The following is a 22,665-nucleotide window of genomic DNA, read 5'->3' as shown; positions in this document are numbered from 1 at the left end:
GCAAAGATATGTTTTTAAGAGAATGCTATCATTGAATTTAGGACAACAAAAAAGCAGCTGTTTAATTACAGCTGCTTTTTCAAAATCTAATGGCTGATAACTTACTCTTGTAAAGACCAGTTATTATTTTCTTTATCCACATCTGCCATGTTATTCATAGGATCAATTTCAACAGATTTTATAGAACGCATATCCACGCCGTCTAATTCTAGTTCATAGGTTGGGTAAGCCCAAGCCCAGTCATTTAAAACAGTCCAGTTATTGGGTACGGCTTTCTCACCACGCATTTCTTCTAACGGTATGTAAAACCATTTCTCGCTTCCATCATTCATGGTTACTTTAATATCTAATGGCATAGGCATTAAACCATTGCGCTTTAATGATACCACGCTCATGCCGTCTAGACTGCTTAAGTTCTCAATAGAATAATCGATAACGTTTGTAGTCATTGTCCAGTCACGTAGGTACCATTCTAGGTCAAAACCACTTACGCGCTCAGCAACACGTTTAAAATCATTAGGTTCTGGATGTTTGAATTTCCATGTGTTATAATATTCTTTAATTACTTCATCACGTTTTTCATCACCAATAATGTAGCCTAATTGTGCTAAAAACGTAGCACCTTTATTATAAGCACTAGCACCATATGCACCATTATACTCATAACGATCTGCATGTGTTGTTTGAGGTTGTTCTTTACCAGAATTTGCTAGACCTAGATAACCTCTATAAGAACCGCTATTTGCAGTACTTTCATCTTCTCCATTAATGTAAGCCATTGCTTTATTAGAAATAAAGGTGGTAAAACCTTCATCCATCCATTCATGTTTTGCCTCATTAGTAGCAAGAATGTGATTGAACCACGAGTGTGCAAACTCATGAGCAGTAACGCCCATTAAACTACCATAGCTGCGTTCTCCTGTGATTAAAGTACACATGGCATATTCCATACCACCATCACCACCTTGTATCACACTATATTGCTTATAAGGATACTCACCGATGTGCTCGTTGAAATATTTCAACATTTCATTAGTCTTAGGCTGTAGTTTTTTCCAGTTTTCTTTAATCGCATCATTATCCTTGTATAAAAAGTGAAGTTTCACACCATTTGCACCATTATATACATCATGGATAAAATCTGGATCTGCGCCCCATGCAAAATCATGTACCATAGGTGCGTTAAAATGCCAAGTTAATTTTCCGTCTTTACCTTTTGCAGGTCCAGAGTTTGCTTTATCATAACCGTGACCTATGTCTTTAGGGTTTTGTAAATATCCAGTTCCACCTACAGTATAATCTTTATCAAGTGTCAATTTCACATCAAAATTTCCCCATACACCATGAAACTCACGTCCTATGTATGGACTTGTGTTCCATCCGGTAGCGTCAAATTCTGCCATTTTAGGAAACCATTGTGTCATGGATAGTGCAACGCCTTCTTTATTATTACGACCACTTCTACGTACTTGAACAGGAACCTGACCGTTAAAATCTAGTTTTAAAGTAGTAGACTGTCCTGGCGCTAGAGCTTTGGCTAGTTTTACTACCAGAATAGTTCCTTCTTCTTGTGGTTGAAGAGTTGTACCATCTTGTGTCATGTTTGAAACATGTAGATAACCTATTTCATTAGGTTCTAATGCAGCAATTCTAGATCCTACACGTCTATCAGGATCTGCAATGGTGCGAGATCTTACATCCATTTCACTACCTGGTTGAAAAGCATTGAAGAATAAATGATAATAAACTCTGTCTAAAGTCTCTGGAGAATTATTTGTGTAAACTAAGGTCTGTTTTCCCGTATATTGATAACGGTCCACATCCATATCTACATCCATCTTATAGTCTACAGCTTGTTGCCAGTAACCGTTTGCATTGGTGCTTTGGTTAGCTACAACATCTTTTGAAGATCCACAACTTGCAAGTATAACTGCGGTGGTGAGTAGTAAAATGATTTTTTTCATTTGATTGTTGTTGAGTAATTAGGTTATAAATATACCGCTTTCGCGAAAGCGTAAAAAGAAAAGCCCGTCCATATTAGGACAGGCTTAACAATATTATTTAAATACGGCTTACATTTTAGACGCCATAATCAAGGCGTTGTAAAGATTTGCCATTTTACCTGAAGTAGTAATTTCTTGGAATGGTTTAGTGTCTGCTCCACCGCCTACATTTACACGTGCCATAGTAGTTAAACCACTGTCCATGATGATGTGTTTTACTTGACTAGCAGATAGTTTAGGGAACTGTGAACGTATAACCGCTGCAACACCAGCTACAGCAGGAGATGCCATTGATGTTCCACTAATACTAGAATATTCATTTAGCGGGAATGTAGAATAGATTTGTACACCAGGTCCAAAAACGTCTACAGTCGATTTTCCATAATTAGAAAAGCCTGCAACCATGTCTGCACCGTAAGAAGGAGCAAGAGCACCAACAGTTAAAAAGTTATCAGAGATCTCTGGTCCTGCAAGCTCTTGATCTTGTGGATATACTTGAGTAAAATCTGTATCTGTGCCTTCATTACCAGCAGCATTTACAAAAAGAACATCTTTGCTCTCAGCATATTTTATCGCATCCCATACCCATTCTGGGTTTGAAGAGTGGTATTTACCAAAACTACCATTGATTACCTTAGCTCCATTGTCTGCTGCATATCTAATTGCTGCTGCAATATCTTTATCATACTCATCACCTTCAGATACAGCACGTAGTACCATAATCTTTACATTATTTGCAACACCATTTGATCCTAGACCGTTATCACGCTCAGCAGCGATAATACCAGCTACGTGCGTACCATGTAGCGCATCTTTCTTTTCTGGGTCTGGACCACTATATTCATTATTTCCCCATACTTCACCGACTGTGTAGCTGTATGGACTGTTGCCTGGCATGGCATCTTCACGATAGTTAGTTTTTAACTTTTCGCCATTTAATAGATTTGTTGCGTCTGTAATGTACTCACCTAGGACTTCTTTTGCTTGTGCAACAGACTCAAGACCTTGACCAAAGAAGAAGCTTAATGTTCCTTTTGCGTTGGTTACCGTTTCATCTTCAGAACTGATTGCTGCAACCTCAGCTGGTGTATAGTCTGACTTACCTAAGTGTGCACTTACTACTTTATCAGCCTCAACGATTTGTTGTAGGATACCTTCAAAGCGCTCTTTACTTTGTGTCGCTTGAGCAAGTTTTGCATCATACTCTTTTTGAGCTTTTGCAACGATATCTGCTGGTAACATAGCCTTATCTCTTACGATACGCTCATACTCTAGATTCTCTGCTACGATATCACCTAGGAAATTCCATCCATGTACATCATCTATGAATCCATTTTTATCATCATCGATACCATTTCCTGGGATTTCATCTTCGTTAGTCCAGATCACGTCATCTAGATCTTCATGTTCGATATCAATACCTGAATCTATCACGGCAACCACAGTTGTAGTTCCCATACGACCTTTAAGAATTTCAGCATATGCTTTATTAACACTCATTCCAGGAATGGTGTCTGTCTGTAGGTCTAGATCTTTCCAGTTTTTTGACTCAACCTCAGACATTGCTGTTGTTTTAATAGGTGTTGAGTCTATATTTTCAATAGGTGGAGATACGATAGTAAAACCACTACCACAACCGGCTAGCATACCTGCTGCCGCTACGGTTAACATTGTTTTCTTAATAAAGGAGTAATTCATGATTTTTAATTAAATAAGTCGTTAAAAGTAAGGGATTTATCGAGACGCACACCTTTTTCTGTGTGTTTCACGGTAATTATTTCATTATTTGGGTCGTGTTCTAGGATGAGGTAATAGCCTTTTGTTGCTGCCTCATTAAGAAATTTTGATTTTTCATCTAGAGTAAGTAACGGTCTGGTATCATAGCCCATTACATAAGGTATAGGTATGTGTCCTGCTGTGGGCAACAGGTCTGCCATATATACAAAAGTCTTATCTCCTATGGTGATATGTGGGATCATCATCTTTTCTGTATGTCCATCTACAAAAAGAATGTCAAAATCCATCTCGTTTTGTGTTGCAAAAGAGCTGTTTTGCTTGATAAAATTTAACTGGCCGCTTTCCTCGATAGGCTTTATGTTTTCCGTAAGGAAAGATGCCTTTTCTCTCGCATTAGGCTCTATGGCCCATTTCCAGTGCTCTTTATTAGTCCAGAAAGTTGAATTTGCAAACGCAGGTTCATAAAAATCGTTCTTCTTTTTCTCAATTACGCCGCCACAATGATCAAAGTGTAAGTGGGTTAAAAAGACATCTGTAATATCATCTCGAGAAAAACCTGCTTTCTTAAGAGAGCTGTCTAGATCATAGATGTGGTCCATAAAGTAATAACCAAAGAATTTCTCTGATTGTTTATTTCCCATTCCGGTGTCGATCAATGTTAATCGATCGCCGTTTTCTACCAGCAAACATCTTGCTGCCATGTCAATCATGTTATTAGAATCTGCTGGATTAGTGCGTTGCCACAATGACTTAGGTACGACACCAAACATAGCACCACCATCTAATTTAAAATTTCCGGCTTCTATAGAATGTATTTTCATAAAATGAATTTCTATTATAGGTAGCGCAATTTAAAATTTTGTTACGTGAAAAGTCTTGAAATTGCGTTAAAGAGCTAATGCATTAATGAAAATACATGTGTAATTATTAAAGTAATTGTAAATACGCTTTCGCGAAAGCGTAACAAACACTCATTAATAGAAAAGGTTGTAATTTTCAACCAAAATATAAAATAATGCTAGAGTTAGCCGGAATTATAATATTGGGAATACTTGCACAATGGATGGCGTGGAGGTTTAAAATACCAGCCATTTTACCTTTGATTATCATAGGTCTATTGGTAGGTCCTATTGCTTCTTTATATACTGAAGATGCCTCTAAATTAATTGAACCTATATGGAATGGCCAGCAAGGTTTATTTCCTGGTGAAAGCCTTTTTTACTTTGTCTCTTTGGCGATTAGTATCATACTTTTTGAAGGTGGTCTAACTTTGAAAAAGGAGGAAATACTTAATACTGGACCTGTAATAGGTAAATTAATATCTGTTGCAGTGATTATCACATTTGCTGGTGCTGGTGTTGCGGCACACTATATCTTTGGGTTAAGTTGGGAAATTGCTTTATTATTTTCTGCTTTAATAATTGTTACTGGACCTACTGTAATCACACCTATTTTAAGAAATATACCGCTTAAAAAAGATGTGAGTTCTATTTTAAAATGGGAAGGGATTTTAATAGATCCTATAGGAGCACTTTTTGCGGTATTAGTGTTTGAATTTATAAGCGCAAATGCTGGTGGAGAGTTTACATTAGTAGCGCTGGAAGAATTTGGTAAGATTGTGTTGTTTGGATTCTCTTTTGGATTCTCATTTGCTCATGCACTGGCATTTTCTATTAAGAAGAAGTTGATACCCCATTATCTATTAAATGTATTTACACTTGCGGCGGTTTTAGGCGTTTTTGTGTTGAGTGATTCTTTTGCACACGAGTCTGGTTTACTAGCTGTAGTTGTTATGGGTATGGTAATGGGTAATATTAATCTACCTAACCTTAAAGAACTTCTTTATTTTAAAGAGTCGTTGAGTGTTTTGTTGATATCGATTTTATTTATACTACTTGCGGCAAATATTAATATGGAGGATCTATATCTTATATATAGATGGGAAACGGCAGCACTGTTTGCAGTAGTGGCCTTTATCATACGACCACTAGGCGTTTTTGCTAGTTCTATTAATAGCGGTTTAAAGTTGAATGAGAAATTGTTCATCTCTTGGGTAGGACCTCGTGGTATTGTTGCTGCTGGTATTGCCTCATTATTTGGTTCTAAACTAGTAACGCAAGGTGTTGATGGTGCTGAGTATATTACACCACTAGTATTTATGATTGTGTTAGGTACGGTATTATTAAATGCTACCACGGCTCGATTATTTGCTAAAATAGTAGGTGTGTTCTTAAAACAATCAGATGGAATTATGATTGTAGGTGCTTCAAAATTCTCGAGATTAATAGCTAGTTATTTAAAAGAACATGGACGCAGTGTTGTACTTGTTGATACAAACACAAACAATGTGCGTATTGCAAAAGAAAAAGGTCTAGACGCTGTCGCTGCAGATATTTATAGTGATGCCATCACCGATGATATTGAATTTAATAATATAGGTTTTTTAATGGCGCTAACAGGTAACTCGCAAATTAACGATTATGCATTAGAGCGTTTTACGGCACGTTTTGGAGAAAATGGAGCTTATCGTTTAGTGCATTCTACTGAGGTGAGTAATCCTGATGAAAACCCTACTAGAGGACTGTTCTCATCCACCGATGATTATGTCAACATGATGGAAGTGGCACGTTATTATGGAGAGATACATGAGATTAAAATTAAATCTCAGGAACATTATGAAGGTCTTATTGAGATAACAAAAACAGATGAAAACATCATACCTTTATTTATTAGAAAGAAAAATGAAATAGATATCATTCCATCTACATCATTAGATATGGAAGTAGAAGAAGATAGCCAACTGGTTTACCTAGGTAAAAAAATTGTAGTACAGGCTAGTGGTGATATAGTGATGGAGTAAGAAAGAACATATTTATTAAAAAAAGGGACAGAAAATTAATTCTGTCCCTTTTTACTAATACAATTTTGACTTAAAAATTAGTCTAGAGTTACTATATATTCATTTGAAAAATATGATGTATTATCATCTTCAACAATAAACTGGATGGTATAATCTCCATCTATAAAGAAATTACGGTTTAAGTTTAAGGATAATACATTAGCATCATGGAATCCTCTTCTACCATTAACTGCGGAACCTACTAAAGCCATTCCTTCAATCGTACAATCACCGGTTAGAGTATTTATTGGGAAGATATCGCTAGCTAGATATGTTCTTGAAATAGTAGGATCTACTATGTTAGTTATTTTTACATTGTAGTTATCTTGATTATTGTAGTCGCTATTTGTTGAGGTTCCTTGATCACGTAACCAGAAACGACCTCCAGGTTGTATGATTCCTCTTTTACCAGAATTTGAGCATATAGATCCAGTAAGAACACCAGATTCAATATACGGTACGTGATTATCAATACTAAAGACACTTCTAGGTTGTGTAAGTGTATTAGTCTGTGTGTCTGTTGTGATTCTAGTATATGCCTCATTAGTAAACAGACCTATTTCAAATGGGTAATTGTATTGATAATTATCTGCAGTGGTAGGAAGTATAGTTCTTACGTTTTTCCCAACCTCAAAGTCGATTTGAGTTGATGTAGCAGTGACATTTAATAATGGTACACTATCATTTTCTATAATGATATAACCACTTAAAGGTTGAGCAAAATCACCAAACTCTGTATTGCCCTCATAAATCACTTGATAAAGATGATTTACTTCAGTATCTCGAGAAAATAAAGGGTTCCCTGGTGTATGTGTAAAACCTAGTGTTGTTACGGATAGGGTAGGGCTAGTGTAGTCTTGTCCATTTCTCGTACGTGTAAAGAACATATCATATTTAGTTCCTTTTTCTAATCCATTAATGGTGTTAGATGACGTTTGTTGAAAGTTCCCAGTACCTGATAAAGCATAATTAATTACGGTAGTAAAATTAGGACCACCTTCAGATGTGGTGCTCAAGGTGACACTGTTAGTCGATTTACTTTGCACTGAAATCTGTAGGTTCGTTAGTCCACTATCTGTAGGCGAATCTTCTTCACTGCTACATGAAAATAAAACGCTTAAGACGATGAATAGGGATAATAATTTTTTCATAGATTTTTTTAATTTGAGCACGAATATACATAATAACACCTAATATGTAGGAAATTATTTATAAGTAAGTTCTAAGAATTCTTCAAACAGCAAAAAGGGACAGAAAATTAATTCTGTCCCTTTTTTAGATTTTATAAAATAGTGGTTTTTTATACCACTTTCAATTAATCATTCAATTTCAACACCGCCATAAATGCCTGTTGAGGTATCTCTACATTACCTACCTGACGCATACGTTTCTTACCTTTCTTTTGTTTCTCTAATAGCTTACGTTTACGAGAGATATCACCACCATAACATTTAGCCGTTACGTCTTTACGTAGGGCTTTAATAGTTTCACGAGCAATAATTTTTGCTCCTACAGCAGCTTGAACAGGTATATCAAATTGTTGTCTAGGGATGAGTTCACGCAACTTTTCTACCATCTTTTTACCTATGGTATAAGCGTTGTCAGCATGTATTAAGGCACTTAAAGCATCTACAGGTTGTGCATTTAAAAGAACATCTAATCTAACGAGTTTAGAAACACGCATTCCTATAGGTGCATAGTCAAATGATGCATAACCTTTAGAAACGGTTTTTAAACGATCATAGAAATCAAAAACAATCTCGGCCAGCGGCATGTCAAAGGTAAGCTCAACACGCTCTGTAGTTAAGTATGTTTGATTAGTTACTATACCACGTTTTTCAATACATAAAGACATCACATTACCTACAAAATCTGATTTTGTAATAATAGTTGCTTTAATATATGGTTCTTCAACTCTATTTAATGTAGAAGGCTCTGGTAAATCACTAGGATTATTAACAATAATACGTGCCTCAGGATCCTTATTAGTGTAAGCATAATAAGAAACGTTAGGCACAGTTGTGATAACCGTCATGTTGAACTCTCGTTCTAGACGTTCTTGAATAATTTCTAAGTGTAACATACCTAAAAACCCACAACGGAAACCAAAACCTAGTGCAGCACTACTTTCTGCTTGAAAAACTAATGAAGCGTCGTTAAGCTGTAATTTTTCCATACTGGAACGTAAGTCTTCATAGTCTTCAGTATCTACTGGATAAATACCAGCAAAAACCATAGGCTTAACGTCTTCAAAACCTTCAATCGGATTTGTAGTAGGGTTTGAATGATCTGTTATTGTATCACCTACTTTAACCTCTTTAGCTTCTTTAATTCCAGTAATAAGATAACCTACATCACCTGCTTTTATTTCTTTTTTAGGAACTTGATTCAATTTCAAAGTACCTATTTCATCTGCATAATAGCTCTCGCCAGTCGCGACAAATTTGATATGCTGTCCTTTTTTAATAGAACCATTAATAACTCTAAAAATAGTCTCTACACCACGGAACTGGTTGTATTGTGAATCAAAAACTAATGCCTGTAACGGCTCATCAACGTTACCAGTAGGTGCAGGAACTCGTTCTATAATAGCATCTAGAATATCTTGAATCCCTAGACCAGTCTTTGCACTTGCAGGTATTACTTCACTAGGATCACAACCCAATAGATCTACAATATCATCTGTAACCTCTTCAACATTTGCACTAGGTAAATCTACTTTATTAAGTACAGGTATAATTTCTAAATCATTTTCTAGTGCTAGATAAAGATTAGAGATCGTTTGTGCTTGAATACTTTGTGCTGCATCAACAATTAAAAGAGCACCTTCACAAGCTGCTATAGAACGAGAAACCTCATAAGAGAAATCTACGTGACCTGGTGTATCTATCAGATTAAGAATGTATTGCTCACCATCAGGTGCAGTATAATCCATTTGAATCGCATGCGATTTTATCGTTATACCGCGCTCACGTTCTAGATCCATGTTGTCTAGTAATTGTGCTTGGGATTCACGTTTTGTAACCGTATGGGTTGCATCTAACAGTCTGTCTGCCAGTGTGCTTTTACCGTGGTCAATGTGTGCGATGATACAAAAATTGCGTATGTTCTTCATAGTCCGTTAAATACTGCTGCAAATATAATCTAATTCCTTGCCCAATTTTTTAAGGAGCTTTCCTATTTTAGAGGCTCTTTTATTTATTGCATGAAACTGATACCCATTTTATTACTATTCACTTCTTTAAGTACGTTTGCTCAAATTAATCTTACAGGTAATCTTATCGATTCTGACGGTGCACCCATTGCTTTTGCAAATGTGGTACTTCTTGATGTAGAAGAGGGAACTTTTAAATACGGTACTTCAACTGATGAGACAGGAAACTTTTCTTTCCCTAAAGTAGCTGCGGGCGACTATAATTTTAACGCCTCTTTTGTGGGTTATGCAACGCTTTCGCGAAAGCTAACACTAGACAAAGACGCTGCTCTTAACAATCTAGTGTTAGAAACAGATGCTGCTCAACTAGATGCTGTGACCCTAATCGCAAAGAAACCAACTATAGATCGCAAAGCCGACCGTATCATTTTTAATGTTGAGAACACTTCATTAAGTACAGGAAATGCTTCTCAAATTTTACAATCTACTCCAGGAGTTTTTGAAATGAATGGGACTTATACTGTAAAAGGTAGCACCGCTCAAGTTTACATTAATAACAAACGCGTGTTTCTAAGTGACGAAGAATTACAACAATTGCTTAGAGGTTATAATGGTGATAATGTAAAGAGTATTGAGGTTATTTATAATCCACCGGCGCGATATGATGCTGATGGTGGCGCAGTTATCAATATTATAACCAGTAAAAACGTATCACTAGGTTATAAAGGATCTGTGACAGGAAATTATGAGATTGATACGTTTGCAAAATATCAAATAGGAACTAGCCATTTTTATAAGAACAATTGGTTAAATGTATATGGAAACTATAATTATAATCCACGTAAGGATTTGACACGACAAGAGTCTCAAGTAGGTTTCTTTAACAGTGATGGTACTAGAGATTCTCGCTGGTTTACTGATGTTGAGGCAGTAAATAGAAGTGATGCACATGCCCTTAATAGTATTATAGATATTAGATTAGATAAAAAGAACAGTTTATCCTTTATGGGATATCTGGGATTAAATAATGGTAGGGAACTAGATAGCGAGGTAAATACCTCGATCTTACCTCAAAATGGCACTTCATTCAGCGGTTTTGATACTAACTCTGATGTTGATCAAGATTATGCCAGTGGCAACGTAAACCTAGCATGGAACAGTGTTCTTAATGAGAACGGTGGGAATTTAAATGTAGAAGCAACTTATATTTTTACAGATAACGACAATACTCAAGACTTTTCAAGCCGCTTTTTTGACAACACACAAACCACTACAGGAACTAATAGCTTTAGAACTACAGGATTCCAAAAAGCCAATATATTTACTGGGAAAGTTGATTATGAAGACCTTTTAGGCTCTTATACTTTTTCTTCAGGATTGAAGTACACAAACATATCTAATAAAAGTAATCAAGATTTTTTTGATACTGATATGGGAGCTGTACTTGATCCATCGCTGTCAGATGTTTATGACTATGACGAGCGTATTTATGCCGCATATACCCAAGTATCTAGAGATTGGGAAAAATGGTCTCTGACTGGTGGATTGCGACTAGAACAAACTCAAGTAGAAGGTAATAGTGAGTCACTCGGTCTTGTAAATAAACAAGATTATATAGGGTTTTTTCCTAATGTAGCGTTGAGTCACACTTTAAATGATAGTAATGAATTAAGCTTGAGTTATAAGCGATCTATAGATCGTCCTGGTTCAGGAGATTTGAATCCTTTCAATAACTTTATTAATGATAATAATGTGAGTACTGGAACACCAGATTTAGTTCCTGCTTTTAATAATAAGATTAACTTGGGCTGGAATTATAAAAACGAGCTTTTTGTTGATGCTTATTATCTTCATACTAGTGATATGATTAATAGCGTGGCTTTCCAAAACAATGATACTAATGTACTCGTTCAACAGTCAATCAACCTGAATTATGAATTTCAATATAGTGTAGATGCAACTATTTATAAGATGCTAAATGAGAACTGGCTTACTTATACAAGCATTAGCGCTTTTTATATGGAAAATGAAATTAATGCGTCGCAGTCTCCTTTAAATGTACAAAAGTCTAATACCACTGGATTTTTCATTGATACTACAAACATTTTTGACCTATCTAAAGACGGAACATTTAAAATGAATGTGAATGCAACATATGTCTCTAGTATATTATTTGGTACTTATAAGTATGAGAATATGTTAATGAGTAGTATAGGTGTTTCTAAAAGTCTGTGGAATAATAGAGCCATATTAACGGCTAGCTTTAGCGATATCTTCCTGTCTCAAAATCAACCTTTTGTAACACGTTATCAAAATCAAGATAATAGAGAATTAACCTTACCTGAGACGCAGTTATTAAGTATAGGGTTTACCTATAAATTTGGAAACTTTAGGTTAGAAAACCGTGATGCTGAAGAGCTAGAAGACCAAGGTCGTACCGGTAAAAAAACTAAAGGTTTTTAAAACGCTCTATTTCTACACTACTGAGTTTAGATTATACCTTATTTTTGCAGCATGGCTAAAATAGGAGACATACAACTACCCGATTTTCCACTACTACTTGCACCTATGGAGGATGTGAGTGATCCACCTTTCCGTGCGCTTTGTAAAGAAAATGGAGCAGACGTGGTTTACACAGAATTCATATCCAGTGAAGGATTGATACGTGATGCTGCAAAAAGCACCATGAAACTAGACATCTATGAGGCAGAGCGTCCTGTAGGTATCCAAATCTTTGGTGCAAATCTAGACTCGATGCTACAGTCTGTAGAAATCGTAGAACGCACTAAACCCGATATTATAGATATTAACTTTGGTTGTCCTGTAAAAAAAGTAGTTTCAAAAGGAGCTGGAGCTGGTATTTTAAAAGATATTGATCTTATGGTATCTCTTACTGCAGCAATGGTAAAACACACAGACTTACCTATAACCGTCAAGACTAGACTAGGTTGGGATGATGACTCTATAAAAATCGTTGAAGTTGCAGAGCGTTTACAAGACGTAGGTATAAAAGCGATTTCTATACATGGGCGCACAAGAGCACAAATGTATAAAGGAAACGCAAACTGGAAACCCATCGCAGATGTGAAAAACAATCCACGTATGCATATCCCGGTTTTTGGCAATGGAGATGTAAATACACCAGAGCTAGCCATGAAAATGCGTGATGAATATGGACTAGATGGTGCCATGATAGGTCGTGCTAGCATAGGTTACCCATGGTTTTTCAGAGAAGTAAAACACTTTTTTGAAACAGGTGAACATATGGCAAAACCTACCATGCAAGAACGTGTTGAGGTGGCTAGACGTCATTTAGAAATGTCTATAGCTTGGAAAGGAGAAACTCTAGGAGTTTTTGAAACAAGACGACATTATACTAACTACTTTAAAGGAATTCCTAACTTTAAGGAATACCGCATGAAAATGGTCACAAGTGATGATTCACAAGGCGTTTTTGATACCTTTAATGAAGTCTTAGATAAATTTGGTGATCATAGCTTCCGTTAGATTATAAATAACCTTTTTCTATTTAATATTTTCTAATAAATATAATTATTGAATATGGTCAGGTCTTCTAATATGTGCAGAATTAGAACAATTTGAATCATGGCAATTCATGCGATGTAGCACTTTCTTTTTATCTATACTTTTAGAATTTGGCTTTAATTCTACTTTATTATCAGCGCCTGTTGCAGCAATGGCAAGACTAAACATAAAGAGAGAAGAGAATAAGATTAAATTTAAATTTTTCATTGATTGATTTAATAGTTATTGTTAAATATAAGTATTTTCTGATACAATATTTTAAATCATCATATGTTGTTATATAATCTTAGATATGGTTAAAGTTTTGCTTGTGATAGCAACCCTTCATTAATACGTCTAGAAGCAATATAACTAGCTATAATTCCCAATATTGAAATGGTACCTAAAGCCACAATAATATTAGTTAAAACCATTTCAAAAGGATAAGGAAGTCCTGGTGCTATATATAACAAGCTATATTCAATCTGTAAGAACACAGATATTACACCTATCAATAGACCTATTAATCCACCACTGATAGTCATTAAACTGCCTTGAATAAAAAATATTTTGCGCAGTGAAGCAACACTAGCCCCTAAATCTAATAAGGTTTTTAAATTTTGTTTTTTATCTAATATCATCATAATAATAGAACCTACAACATTAAACAGTGCTATGATAAGTACTAGGGTAAAGATGAGGTATACGGCCAGATTTTCTGAATTAAGCATTTTATATAAACCATCATTCATTTGAAGCCTGTTTTTAATCACGATTGGAACATCAAACAGTGCCTGAAGTTTTTCTCTGATTAGGTCTTCGTCAGCGCCTGGTGCCAGTTTAATTTCTAGACTACTAGCTTGATCATTGCTATAGTTTAATAATTTTCTAGCTGCTGCTATGGTTGTAAAAATATATTTACTGTCTAGATTTTCATTGATGCTGAATATTCCCGTAGCGACGACATCAATCTGGCTGAATGAATCTCTATAATTTAATGCATTTATCGCATTTTTACCAGGTTTAGGAACCATGATTTGGAGAAACCTACCGTAATTATCTATTTGTAAAGAGAGCTCATCAGATATAGAGGCTCCTGCCACTATTTGTAAATCACTATTTCCTAGCCAGCTTCCTTGCAGTAATATAGTGTCAGTTTTAATGATTTGATCATAGTTACTATCTACGCCTTTTATATAAGCAATATCGTTTTTACCATCATAATGTAAAAATGCTTTTTCCTCTATGGTAGCACTTAATAGAGTAATGCCTGGCAGGCTTTCTAGTTCTCGCTTTCGCGAAAGCGGAATTTCAATAGTCTTACCGTTTAAAGGAGTGACCTTAAGATCTGGATCAAAATAACTGCTGAATTCTGTACTGAAACTTTTTAATCCAGAAAATCCAGAAAGCACTATAAATAACGCTGCTGTCCCTACAATAGTTATAATAAAACTAAGTATGTTGATAATGTTAATGGCATTTTTACCATTCTTAGATACCAGATATCGCTTTGCGATGTAATAAGAAAAGTTCACTAAGATTTTTTTCTGCGCGGCAATATATCTGGATTCTCAATAGGGTTATTAAGGCCTTTAAGCTCTCTATCTATTTGATCCATATACTCTAGTGAATCATCATTAAAGAATTGTAATTCGGGCATGCGACGTAATTGGTGTCGTACTTTTGCAGCTACTTGATGTCTTAATTCAGGTCCTATTTCTACAATTTCTTGAACGACAGCTTCGGCTTTATCTGCAGGAAAAACAGATAGGTATGCTTTTGCATATCCTAGATCTGGTGTTACCGTAACTTTAGTTACAGATACCAGTAGGTTCTTAACGGTGTTCTTTCTTAAAAAATCCTGTATTACAGAAGATATGTCCTCTTGAAGGATACCACTAATTTTTTTCTGTCTATTACTTTCTTCCATGCGACAAAGGTAAGCAAATGGTTTTGTGATATTTTTGAAAAATAAATTAAAGAATCATGTTAGGAAAAATTGAGCATTTAGGTATTGCCGTTAAAGATTTAGAAAAAGCAAATGAGACTTATGAAAAGCTTTTAGGTAGAAAACCATATAAAAGTGAGGAAGTTGAAAGCGAGCACGTGATAACATCATTTTTTAAATCTGGTAAAAATAAAATTGAGTTATTAGCTGCGACGCATGAGGATAGTGCTATTGCAAAATACATAGAAAAAAGAGGTGAAGGTATCCATCATGTGGCATTTAAGGTTAAAGATATCAAGGCTGAATTAAAAAGATTAGAAAAAGAAGGATTTAAAATTTTAAATAGTAAACCTAAGAAAGGTGCTGATAATAAGTGGGTTGCGTTTATTCATCCTAAATCTACAAACGGCGTATTAGTAGAGTTATGTCAGGAAATTGAAGAATAGTTTGTACAACAAGAATTATAGTTTAAATTTGCACACTTTTTAGGACATACTATTGCTTAAAAATAGTTGTCGGGCCTATAACTCAGTTGGTTAGAGTATCTGACTCATAATCAGAAAGTCCCTGGTTCGAGCCCAGGTGGGCCCACAAGTTTAAAAACCTCAGTTTCAAAAGCTGAGGTTTTTTTTGTTTTTACAAATATGTGTGTTTTGTAATAAACATTAGTGCCGAATCGTTATTGAGATATATTTGAGAAGTAAATAATAAATAAAGCAATCAAATACTGTTTTTTAAGGTTTAAAAGATGTGTTTTATCGATGAAGTGCGTATTTTTTAAACTTTACATCATGTTCACATTACTTTTTTGCCCTAATTCAATTAAAGTTTTACTTTCGCAGTCGTTAAAATAACTATGAGCAATATTCTTTCACTTTCCCTAACAGTGTTAGTACAGCAAGCAACACCACCTGTTCCTAAGATGGGTATCCCGCCGCCTGTAGGAGATGTTCCTTTGGATGGAAACATCTGGTTTCTTATAGCTAGCGCTATATTGATAGGAGCTGTTGCCGTTTATAGAAGCCGCCGTAGAGCATTATAATCCCATTAATCTTTTCACATATTTACCTATAACGTCAAATTCTAAATTGACGGTATCGCCTTTTTTTAGCGTTTTAAAACCAGTGTGTTCATAGGTATAAGGAATTATCGCTACAGAAAATTCATTGATCTTTGAATTGACAACAGTAAGACTAACACCATTAATGCAAATACTACCTTTTTCAATAGTCACATTATGTAAATTCTTATCGTACTCAAAAGTGAAGATCCATGAGCCGTCTTTATTAACTACTTCCCTACAAATTGCTACTTGATCTACATGACCTTGAACGATATGTCCGTCCAGCCTGGCATTCATTTTCATAGCTCGTTCAATATTGACAATATCGCCTACATTTAACTTACTTATGTTAGTTTTATTTAAAGTTTCTTCAATTGCAGTAACAACATACTGATTACCGTCTATAGCGACCACGGTTAAACAGACACCGTTGTGTGCGACACTTTGATCTATTTTTAACTCACTAGTGATATTGCTCTCTAGAGTTAAGTGTAAATTTGTATTTTCTTTTTTGAGTTGAATGACTCTTGCAGCAGACTCTATTATTCCTGTAAACATAAGTGATGAAAAACCGTTACTTTTATCTTCTCAAAAATACGGCGAAAAACAAAGCACCGCATGAACAAAAAGCAAAACATTAGAGTAGGAATTTCATTAGGCGATCCTAACGGAATAGGTGGAGAGATTATTTTAAAAGCATTTGAAAATAGTCAGATGTTGGAGCTATATACTCCAGTGATTTTTGCAAGTACTAAGCTTTTATCCTATTATATTAAATCTTTAAAGATTAATACTAAAATTCATGGTATAACCTCACTAGACGATATTGTTGATGGAAAGGTTAACGTGGTAAGATTGATTAAAGAACCTTTTAAAGTTAATTGGGGAACAGTAGACCCTATTGCAGGTGAACTAGCTATAAGAAGCTTAAAGGCCGCTACAGCTGCTTTAAAATCAAATCAGATAGATGTTTTAGTGACAGCACCTATTCATAAAGAATCAATACAATCAGATGATTTTAAATTCCCTGGTCATACAGACTATCTTAATCAAGAGCTAGATGGGGAAAGTTTAATGTTTATGGTTTCTGAAGATTTAAGAGTCGGATTACTTACAGATCACGTTCCTTTAAAAGACGTGCCTAATCAGATTACAGAAAAAGTGATTAAAACTAAAATAGGAACTATTAAGGAGTCTTTAAAGAAGGATTTTGGAATTGTGAAGCCTAAAATTGCTGTTTTAGGTATTAATCCTCACGTAGGAGATAATGGTGTAATAGGAACAGATGATCAGGATACTTTAATTCCGGTCTTAGAAGAATTGAGAAAAGATGGTACGTTAATATTCGGGCCATATCCAGCAGATAGTTTTTTTGGAAACAAGAAACATGTACAATTTGACGCTGTTTTAGCATCATATCATGATCAAGGATTAGTGCCATTTAAAACGATAACATTTGGTACTGGAGTTAACTATACAGCAGGTTTAAGTCATGTAAGAACTAGTCCAGATCATGGAACTGGATTTGACATTGCAGGAAAAGGCGATGCAAACCCATCTTCATTTATGGCAGCAATTCATACCGCGGTTACTATTTTTAGACACAGAACTATGTATGAAAAACTGTCTTCAAACCCATTAAAAAATCTTTCTAAGAAACGTAGATAATATTAACAATGTATTTTTAATAACTTTTATTATCTTTGCCCGCTCGTTTAACGAGGAAGATTATGGAACTCAAAGATTTTAATATTTCCTTTGTAGGTTTAAAGCAGGGGAAACATCAGTTTCTATATGAGGTTGATAATACGTTTTTTGAAAATTATGGTTTTGAGGATTTTAATAGTTCTCAGTTAAATGTTGAAGCAACTTTAGATAAAAAGTCCACGATAATGGAATTACATCTAGAAGCTTCAGGCTCAATTAATGTCAATTGTGATGTAACAAATGAGCCATTTGACTTAGAAATTGAAACACAAATGGATGTCATTATTAAATTCGGTCCAGAATATAATGATGATAATGAAGAACTTCTGATTTTACCACATGGTGCTTATGAATTGAACATAAGTCAATACGTATATGAGATGTTAGTTCTAGGAATTCCATTAAAAAGAGTTCATCCTGGAGTTGAAGACGGATCACTAGATTCAGAACTGCTCGATAAGTTAGAAGAACTACAGCCTAAAAACCTGGACATAATAGAAGACAATAAAGAAAGTACCGATCCCAGATGGGACGCATTAAAGAAAATAAAAACGGATAATAATAAATAGCCATGGCGCATCCTAAGAGAAAAATCTCCAAAACAAGAAGAGATAAAAGAAGAACTCACTACAAAGCTAGTGTTCCACAAATTGCTACAGATAGCACAACTGGTGAAGCACACCTTTACCACAGAGCACACTGGCATGAAGGTAAATTATATTACCGCGGTAATGTATTAATAGACAAAACTGAAGAAGTAGAAGCATAATTCTCTGATTTAATAAATCAGTAGAAAACAAGGCTTTTCTTTACAAATTCATAAAAAATGACACGTTTTAATTAAAAACGTGTCATTTTTATTTATTTCTGCAAGTTTTTCAGTAGCTTTCACGGCTCTAATAATTACTAGAATCACCTGTATGAGTAACATCAAAGCGGCGATTACTGCAGTAGGCGGCTACGTGCCAGACTACAAGCTTACTAACGCTATCCTTGCGACAATGGTTGATACAAATGACGAGTGGATTACCACACGTACAGGTATCAAAGAGCGCAGGATTTTAAAAGACAAGGATAAGGGCACGTCGTACCTTGCTATTCAAGCAGCACTAGACCTTATCAAGAAAAAAGATTTAGATCCTGTATCTATAGACTTAGTCATAGTAGGAACTGTGACACCAGATATGCCCGTAGCATCCACAGCCGCTTATGTAGCTAGTGAGATAGGTGCCGTTAACGCTTTTTCTTATGACTTACAAGCAGCTTGCTCCAGTTTCCTTTATGGAATGAGTACCGCGAGCAGTTATATAGAATCTGGCCGTTATAAAAAAGTTCTTCTTATAGGTGCAGATAAGATGTCCAGCATTATTGATTATAAAGATCGTACCACATGTATCATTTTTGGTGATGGAGCAGGAGCAGCTCTATTTGAAGCCACTGAGGATCATACTGTAGGATATGAAGACGAAATTTTAAGAAGTGATGGAATAGGAAGAAACTTCTTAAAAATTGAAGCTGGTGGTTCTTTAATGCCAGCTAGCCATGACACCGTAGATAATAACCAACACGTCGTTTATCAAGACGGTAAAAACGTTTTCAAGTATGCTGTTTCTAATATGGCAGACGTTGCAGAGAAAATTGTGAAACGCAATCATCTTACTAATGAAGATGTAGACTGGTTAGTACCTCATCAAGCAAATAAACGGATCATAGATGCTACTGCTAAACGGGTAGACCTGCCTGATGAAAAGGTAATGATGAATATAGATCGCTATGGTAATACCACTAGCGCTACATTACCACTATTATTAAATGAATACGAATCTCAATTAAAAAAAGGTGACAAGTTAGTCTTTGCCGCGTTCGGCGGTGGATTCACTTGGGGCTCTATTTTACTAACATGGGCTTATAATAGCTAATCATAACCACTTAAATTATGGATATAAAAGAAATTCAAAACTTAATCAAGTTTGTAGCAAAATCTGGAGCTAGCGAGGTAAAGCTAGAGATGGATGACGTTAAAATCACAATTAGAACTGGATCAGACTCTAATGAAGTGACTTATGTACAACAAGCATTGCCTATGCAAGCAGCACCTATGCCACAAGCAGCACCTGCAGCGGCACCAGCGGCACTAGCGGCAGCACCAGCAACTGAGGCAGCACCAGCGGCACCAGCGGCAGATGATAACAGTAAATATGTTACTGTAAAATCACCTATCATAGGTACCTTTTATAGAAAACCTTCTCCAGATAAACCACTTTTCTGTGAAGTAGGAGATAGCATTAAAGAAGGTGATACACTTTGTATCATTGAGGCAATGAAACTTTTCAATGAAATAGAGAGTGAAGTTTCTGGTACTATCGTTAAAGTATTAGTAGATGATTCTTCTCCGGTAGAATTTGACCAACCATTATTTTTAGTAGATCCTTCTTAATATATAAGAGGGATTTTTTGTGGATACGCTTTCGCGAAAGCATAAATACCACAGTTACACTAACATAAAAAAAGTATCATGTTTAAAAAAATATTGATAGCAAATCGTGGTGAAATAGCTCTAAGAGTTATTAGAACCTGTAAAGAGATGGGTATCAAAACAGTAGCTGTTTATTCAACTGCTGATGCTGATAGTCTCCATGTTAAATTTGCAGATGAGGCCGTGTGTATAGGTCCACCACCTAGTAACTTATCTTATCTTAAAGTTTCTAATATCATAAGCGCTGCTGAAATTACAAATGCAGATGCTATTCATCCAGGATATGGATTTCTTTCTGAAAATGCTGACTTCTCTCGTATATGTGGAGAGCACGATATCAAATTTATCGGTGCGAGTCCAGATATGATTGCAAAAATGGGAGATAAGGCAACGGCCAAAGAAACGATGAAGGCTGCTGGTGTACCTTGTGTACCAGGATCTGATGGAATTATCGCAGATTTTGACGATTGTAAAAAAATTGCGTTAGAAACTGGATATCCTGTCATGCTTAAAGCGACTGCCGGTGGTGGTGGTAAAGGTATGCGTGCTGTATGGAAAGAAGAAGACTTACTAGCAGCATGGGAAAGTGCACGTCAAGAAAGTAAAGCTGCATTCGGTAATGATGATATGTACATGGAAAAACTCATTGAAGAGCCACGTCATATTGAAATTCAGGTAGTAGGTGACTCTTATGGTAAAGCATGTCACTTAAGTGAACGTGACTGTTCTGTACAGCGTCGTCACCAAAAATTAACTGAAGAAGTTCCTTCTCCTTTCATGACTAAAAAGTTGCGTAAGGATATGGGAGAAGCTGCAGTTAAAGCTGCAGAATTTATTAAGTATGAAGGAGCTGGTACGGTAGAATTCCTAGTGGATAAGCACCGTAATTTCTACTTTATGGAAATGAATACTCGTATTCAAGTAGAGCACCCTATTACAGAGCAAGTTATAGATTTTGATCTTATTAGAGAACAAATTCTAGTAGCTGCTGGTGTAAAGATATCTGGTAAGAATTATGAGCCTACTTTACACTCAATAGAGTGTCGTATTAATGCAGAAGATCCTTATCACGATTTCCGTCCTTCTCCAGGTAAAATTACTACCCTACATGCACCTGGTGGTCATGGTGTACGTCTAGATACTCACGTTTATGCAGGATATTCTATCCCACCTAACTATGATTCTATGATAGCAAAGTTAATTACAACTGCACGTACACGTCAGGAAGCGATAGATAAAATGAAAAGAGCATTAGATGAATTTGTTATTGAAGGTATTAAAACTACAATTCCTTTTCATAGACAGTTAATGGATCATCCAGATTATGTTGCTGGTAACTATACCACGGCATTTATGAATGATTTTGTAATGGATCCAGAGAAATAATAGATTTTTAAAATATATTAAAAACCCTTATTACTACATGTAATAAGGGTTTTTTTATAGAAGGCTAATTCAATTAATTTTTATTGCAAGAGGCCTGTATCTCTAATGCTCTTTCCTTTCCCCAAGACGGTGTAAAACCAGTGATTTCTTCTTTTTCAAATAAGTCAATGGCTTCATCTATGAGTTTACAATATGGTGTAACATCTTTGCCAAAATATTTTGCACTACCCATCAACCATTCAGCTTTAGAAAGAACAACTCTAGGATTATGTGGCGCTATTTTATGAGCTTTCTCATATAATGCAGTTGTTGCTGGAGATAGTTTCATACCATAAGTACGTGCATCATAGGTAATCCAGCAAGTATTTAAAAGTCCTTGTAAAACTATTAATTCTGGATTGTCTATAGAAATAGCCATGGCATCATTAATATAATCCTGAGCTTTTTTCATGTAGAGCACAGTTTCATCTTTTGGATTTTGTCCCCATGAACTATTGATATTGCAAAGTGCCACATAGTAAGCTGGTTCCCATTTGTTAGACTCTGCAGCGGCAACTCTTTCAAATTGTTGTGATGCAGCAAGTAAATCTGTTCTCATAAGTTCTAATCCTTTAATCATCGCTTTTTCATAGCTGGATTGGGCGTTTATAGAAAGTGATATAAACAGAATGATAAGAGTGGTAATGGATTTCATAATTAAAGTTTTAATAGTTATTGATATGGTAAATATGCTGTGTAATAAGCATATGCAAAATCTTAATAAACCC

At 35.5% G+C, this 22,665-nt stretch carries 21 protein-coding genes and 1 tRNA gene; 12 read left to right on the top strand and 10 right to left on the bottom strand.

Going from position 1 to position 22,665, the window contains the following annotated elements:
* Positions 1-101: 101 nt before the first annotated feature.
* The 3 genes from BST92_RS05770 to BST92_RS05760 form a co-directional block, all read right to left on the bottom strand.
* The gene (locus tag BST92_RS05770; protein ID WP_105070587.1) at positions 102-1,964 is read right to left on the bottom strand and encodes a M1 family metallopeptidase; all 1,863 of its coding nucleotides are present in this window, start codon (positions 1,962-1,964) and stop codon (positions 102-104) included.
* 108 nt (positions 1,965-2,072) lie between these two features.
* A complete protein-coding gene (locus tag BST92_RS05765; RefSeq protein WP_105070586.1) occupies positions 2,073-3,701 on the bottom strand; it encodes a S8 family peptidase in 1,629 nt (542 codons plus the stop codon).
* A 5-nt stretch (positions 3,702-3,706) separates the two neighbouring features.
* Complete coding sequence (locus BST92_RS05760) at positions 3,707-4,561, bottom strand: MBL fold metallo-hydrolase (RefSeq protein WP_105070585.1); 855 nt, start codon at positions 4,559-4,561, stop codon at positions 3,707-3,709.
* Positions 4,562-4,755: 194 nt separating this feature from the next.
* On the opposite strand from BST92_RS05760, the gene BST92_RS05755 reads away from it, so the two are divergent.
* Entirely contained in the window at positions 4,756-6,600 is a 1,845-nt protein-coding gene (locus BST92_RS05755; RefSeq protein ID WP_105070584.1) for a cation:proton antiporter, read from the top strand.
* Between the two features lie 77 nt (positions 6,601-6,677).
* Here the strand turns inward: BST92_RS05755 and BST92_RS05750 are convergent, their stop codons facing one another.
* Together BST92_RS05750 and lepA are read right to left on the bottom strand one after the other, a co-directional pair.
* The gene (locus BST92_RS05750; RefSeq protein WP_105070583.1) at positions 6,678-7,790 is read right to left on the bottom strand and encodes a hypothetical protein; all 1,113 of its coding nucleotides are present in this window, start codon (positions 7,788-7,790) and stop codon (positions 6,678-6,680) included.
* 164 nt (positions 7,791-7,954) lie between these two features.
* A complete protein-coding gene (gene lepA / locus BST92_RS05745) occupies positions 7,955-9,754 on the bottom strand; it encodes a translation elongation factor 4 (protein WP_105070582.1) in 1,800 nt (599 codons plus the stop codon).
* Between the two features lie 90 nt (positions 9,755-9,844).
* Between lepA and BST92_RS05740 the strand changes: the two genes are divergently transcribed.
* Together BST92_RS05740 and dusB are read left to right on the top strand one after the other, a co-directional pair.
* A complete protein-coding gene (locus BST92_RS05740; RefSeq protein ID WP_105070581.1) occupies positions 9,845-12,256 on the top strand; it encodes a TonB-dependent receptor domain-containing protein in 2,412 nt (803 codons plus the stop codon).
* Between the two features lie 51 nt (positions 12,257-12,307).
* On the top strand, positions 12,308-13,300 hold the full coding sequence (dusB, locus tag BST92_RS05735; RefSeq protein WP_105070580.1) for a tRNA dihydrouridine synthase DusB: 993 nt from the start codon (positions 12,308-12,310) through the stop codon (positions 13,298-13,300).
* Positions 13,301-13,345: 45 nt separating this feature from the next.
* On the opposite strand, the gene BST92_RS14925 is transcribed toward dusB, so the two are convergent.
* From BST92_RS14925 to rbfA, 3 genes are all read right to left on the bottom strand, one after another.
* Positions 13,346-13,546 (bottom strand): hypothetical protein, encoded by a 201-nt coding sequence (locus BST92_RS14925; RefSeq protein WP_146105105.1) that lies wholly within the window; start codon positions 13,544-13,546, stop codon positions 13,346-13,348.
* Positions 13,547-13,635: 89 nt separating this feature from the next.
* Complete coding sequence (locus BST92_RS05730; protein ID WP_105070579.1) at positions 13,636-14,853, bottom strand: ABC transporter permease; 1,218 nt, start codon at positions 14,851-14,853, stop codon at positions 13,636-13,638.
* The gene (gene rbfA, locus BST92_RS05725; protein ID WP_042286837.1) at positions 14,853-15,248 is read right to left on the bottom strand and encodes a 30S ribosome-binding factor RbfA; all 396 of its coding nucleotides are present in this window, start codon (positions 15,246-15,248) and stop codon (positions 14,853-14,855) included. Before rbfA ends, BST92_RS05730 begins: the two co-directional genes overlap by 1 nt.
* A gap of 56 nt (positions 15,249-15,304) precedes the next feature.
* Between rbfA and mce the strand changes: the two genes are divergently transcribed.
* The 3 genes from mce to BST92_RS05710 all read left to right on the top strand — a co-directional run bounded on the left by mce (position 15,305) and on the right by BST92_RS05710 (position 16,308).
* The gene (mce, locus tag BST92_RS05720; RefSeq protein WP_105070578.1) at positions 15,305-15,712 is read left to right on the top strand and encodes a methylmalonyl-CoA epimerase; all 408 of its coding nucleotides are present in this window, start codon (positions 15,305-15,307) and stop codon (positions 15,710-15,712) included.
* Positions 15,713-15,783: 71 nt separating this feature from the next.
* A tRNA-Ile gene (locus BST92_RS05715) sits at positions 15,784-15,857 on the top strand.
* Between the two features lie 265 nt (positions 15,858-16,122).
* Positions 16,123-16,308, top strand: coding sequence for a hypothetical protein (locus BST92_RS05710; protein WP_105070577.1), 186 nt, complete (start codon positions 16,123-16,125; stop codon positions 16,306-16,308).
* Here the strand turns inward: BST92_RS05710 and BST92_RS05705 are convergent.
* On the bottom strand, positions 16,303-16,887 hold the full coding sequence (locus BST92_RS05705) for a riboflavin synthase (protein ID WP_105070576.1): 585 nt from the start codon (positions 16,885-16,887) through the stop codon (positions 16,303-16,305). The two genes, BST92_RS05710 and BST92_RS05705, sit on opposite strands and share 6 nt — an antisense overlap.
* 60 nt (positions 16,888-16,947) lie before the next feature.
* On the opposite strand from BST92_RS05705, the gene pdxA reads away from it, so the two are divergent.
* The 6 genes from pdxA (at position 16,948) to accC (ending at position 21,898) form a co-directional block, all read left to right on the top strand.
* On the top strand, positions 16,948-17,997 hold the full coding sequence (gene pdxA, locus BST92_RS05700; RefSeq protein ID WP_105070575.1) for a 4-hydroxythreonine-4-phosphate dehydrogenase PdxA: 1,050 nt from the start codon (positions 16,948-16,950) through the stop codon (positions 17,995-17,997).
* Positions 17,998-18,059: 62 nt separating this feature from the next.
* The gene (locus BST92_RS05695; protein WP_170061715.1) at positions 18,060-18,605 is read left to right on the top strand and encodes a YceD family protein; all 546 of its coding nucleotides are present in this window, start codon (positions 18,060-18,062) and stop codon (positions 18,603-18,605) included.
* Between the two features lie 2 nt (positions 18,606-18,607).
* On the top strand, positions 18,608-18,805 hold the full coding sequence (gene rpmF, locus BST92_RS05690) for a 50S ribosomal protein L32 (protein ID WP_036583364.1): 198 nt from the start codon (positions 18,608-18,610) through the stop codon (positions 18,803-18,805).
* 151 nt (positions 18,806-18,956) lie between these two features.
* Positions 18,957-19,955, top strand: a complete 999-nt coding sequence (locus tag BST92_RS05685; protein WP_105070573.1) for a beta-ketoacyl-ACP synthase III — start codon at positions 18,957-18,959, stop codon at positions 19,953-19,955.
* Positions 19,956-19,972: 17 nt separating this feature from the next.
* Positions 19,973-20,473, top strand: coding sequence for an acetyl-CoA carboxylase biotin carboxyl carrier protein (gene accB / locus BST92_RS05680; RefSeq protein ID WP_105070572.1), 501 nt, complete (start codon positions 19,973-19,975; stop codon positions 20,471-20,473).
* Positions 20,474-20,551: 78 nt separating this feature from the next.
* The gene (gene accC / locus BST92_RS05675) at positions 20,552-21,898 is read left to right on the top strand and encodes an acetyl-CoA carboxylase biotin carboxylase subunit (RefSeq protein WP_105070571.1); all 1,347 of its coding nucleotides are present in this window, start codon (positions 20,552-20,554) and stop codon (positions 21,896-21,898) included.
* Positions 21,899-21,971: 73 nt separating this feature from the next.
* Here the strand turns inward: accC and BST92_RS05670 are convergent, their stop codons facing one another.
* Entirely contained in the window at positions 21,972-22,592 is a 621-nt protein-coding gene (locus BST92_RS05670) for a hypothetical protein (protein WP_105070570.1), read from the bottom strand.
* Positions 22,593-22,665: the final 73 nt, after the last annotated feature.

The sequence above is a fragment of the Nonlabens arenilitoris genome (assembly GCF_002954765.1).
Classification (GTDB): Bacteria; Bacteroidota; Bacteroidia; order Flavobacteriales; family Flavobacteriaceae; genus Nonlabens; species Nonlabens arenilitoris.
Note: the sequence above shows the minus strand (reverse complement) of the source record. Positions and strands in the feature narration are given on the sequence as shown.

Excerpts from the sequence above, each read along its gene's own strand:
- BST92_RS05770 (WP_105070587.1), bottom strand. The coding sequence starts at position 1,964 with ATGAAAAAAATCATTTTACTACTCACCACCGCAGTTATACTTGCAAGT.
- BST92_RS05765 (WP_105070586.1), bottom strand. The coding sequence starts at position 3,701 with ATGAATTACTCCTTTATTAAGAAAACAATGTTAACCGTAGCGGCAGCA.
- BST92_RS05760 (WP_105070585.1), bottom strand. The coding sequence starts at position 4,561 with ATGAAAATACATTCTATAGAAGCCGGAAATTTTAAATTAGATGGTGGT.
- BST92_RS05755 (WP_105070584.1), top strand. The coding sequence starts at position 4,756 with ATGCTAGAGTTAGCCGGAATTATAATATTGGGAATACTTGCACAATGG.
- BST92_RS05750 (WP_105070583.1), bottom strand. The coding sequence starts at position 7,790 with ATGAAAAAATTATTATCCCTATTCATCGTCTTAAGCGTTTTATTTTCA.
- lepA (WP_105070582.1), bottom strand. The coding sequence starts at position 9,754 with ATGAAGAACATACGCAATTTTTGTATCATCGCACACATTGACCACGGT.
- BST92_RS05740 (WP_105070581.1), top strand. The coding sequence starts at position 9,845 with ATGAAACTGATACCCATTTTATTACTATTCACTTCTTTAAGTACGTTT.
- dusB (WP_105070580.1), top strand. The coding sequence starts at position 12,308 with ATGGCTAAAATAGGAGACATACAACTACCCGATTTTCCACTACTACTT.
- BST92_RS14925 (WP_146105105.1), bottom strand. The coding sequence starts at position 13,546 with ATGAAAAATTTAAATTTAATCTTATTCTCTTCTCTCTTTATGTTTAGT.
- rbfA (WP_042286837.1), bottom strand. The coding sequence starts at position 15,248 with ATGGAAGAAAGTAATAGACAGAAAAAAATTAGTGGTATCCTTCAAGAG.
- mce (WP_105070578.1), top strand. The coding sequence starts at position 15,305 with ATGTTAGGAAAAATTGAGCATTTAGGTATTGCCGTTAAAGATTTAGAA.
- BST92_RS05710 (WP_105070577.1), top strand. The coding sequence starts at position 16,123 with ATGAGCAATATTCTTTCACTTTCCCTAACAGTGTTAGTACAGCAAGCA.
- BST92_RS05705 (WP_105070576.1), bottom strand. The coding sequence starts at position 16,887 with ATGTTTACAGGAATAATAGAGTCTGCTGCAAGAGTCATTCAACTCAAA.
- pdxA (WP_105070575.1), top strand. The coding sequence starts at position 16,948 with ATGAACAAAAAGCAAAACATTAGAGTAGGAATTTCATTAGGCGATCCT.
- BST92_RS05695 (WP_170061715.1), top strand. The coding sequence starts at position 18,060 with ATGGAACTCAAAGATTTTAATATTTCCTTTGTAGGTTTAAAGCAGGGG.
- rpmF (WP_036583364.1), top strand. The coding sequence starts at position 18,608 with ATGGCGCATCCTAAGAGAAAAATCTCCAAAACAAGAAGAGATAAAAGA.
- BST92_RS05685 (WP_105070573.1), top strand. The coding sequence starts at position 18,957 with ATGAGTAACATCAAAGCGGCGATTACTGCAGTAGGCGGCTACGTGCCA.
- accB (WP_105070572.1), top strand. The coding sequence starts at position 19,973 with ATGGATATAAAAGAAATTCAAAACTTAATCAAGTTTGTAGCAAAATCT.
- accC (WP_105070571.1), top strand. The coding sequence starts at position 20,552 with ATGTTTAAAAAAATATTGATAGCAAATCGTGGTGAAATAGCTCTAAGA.
- BST92_RS05670 (WP_105070570.1), bottom strand. The coding sequence starts at position 22,592 with ATGAAATCCATTACCACTCTTATCATTCTGTTTATATCACTTTCTATA.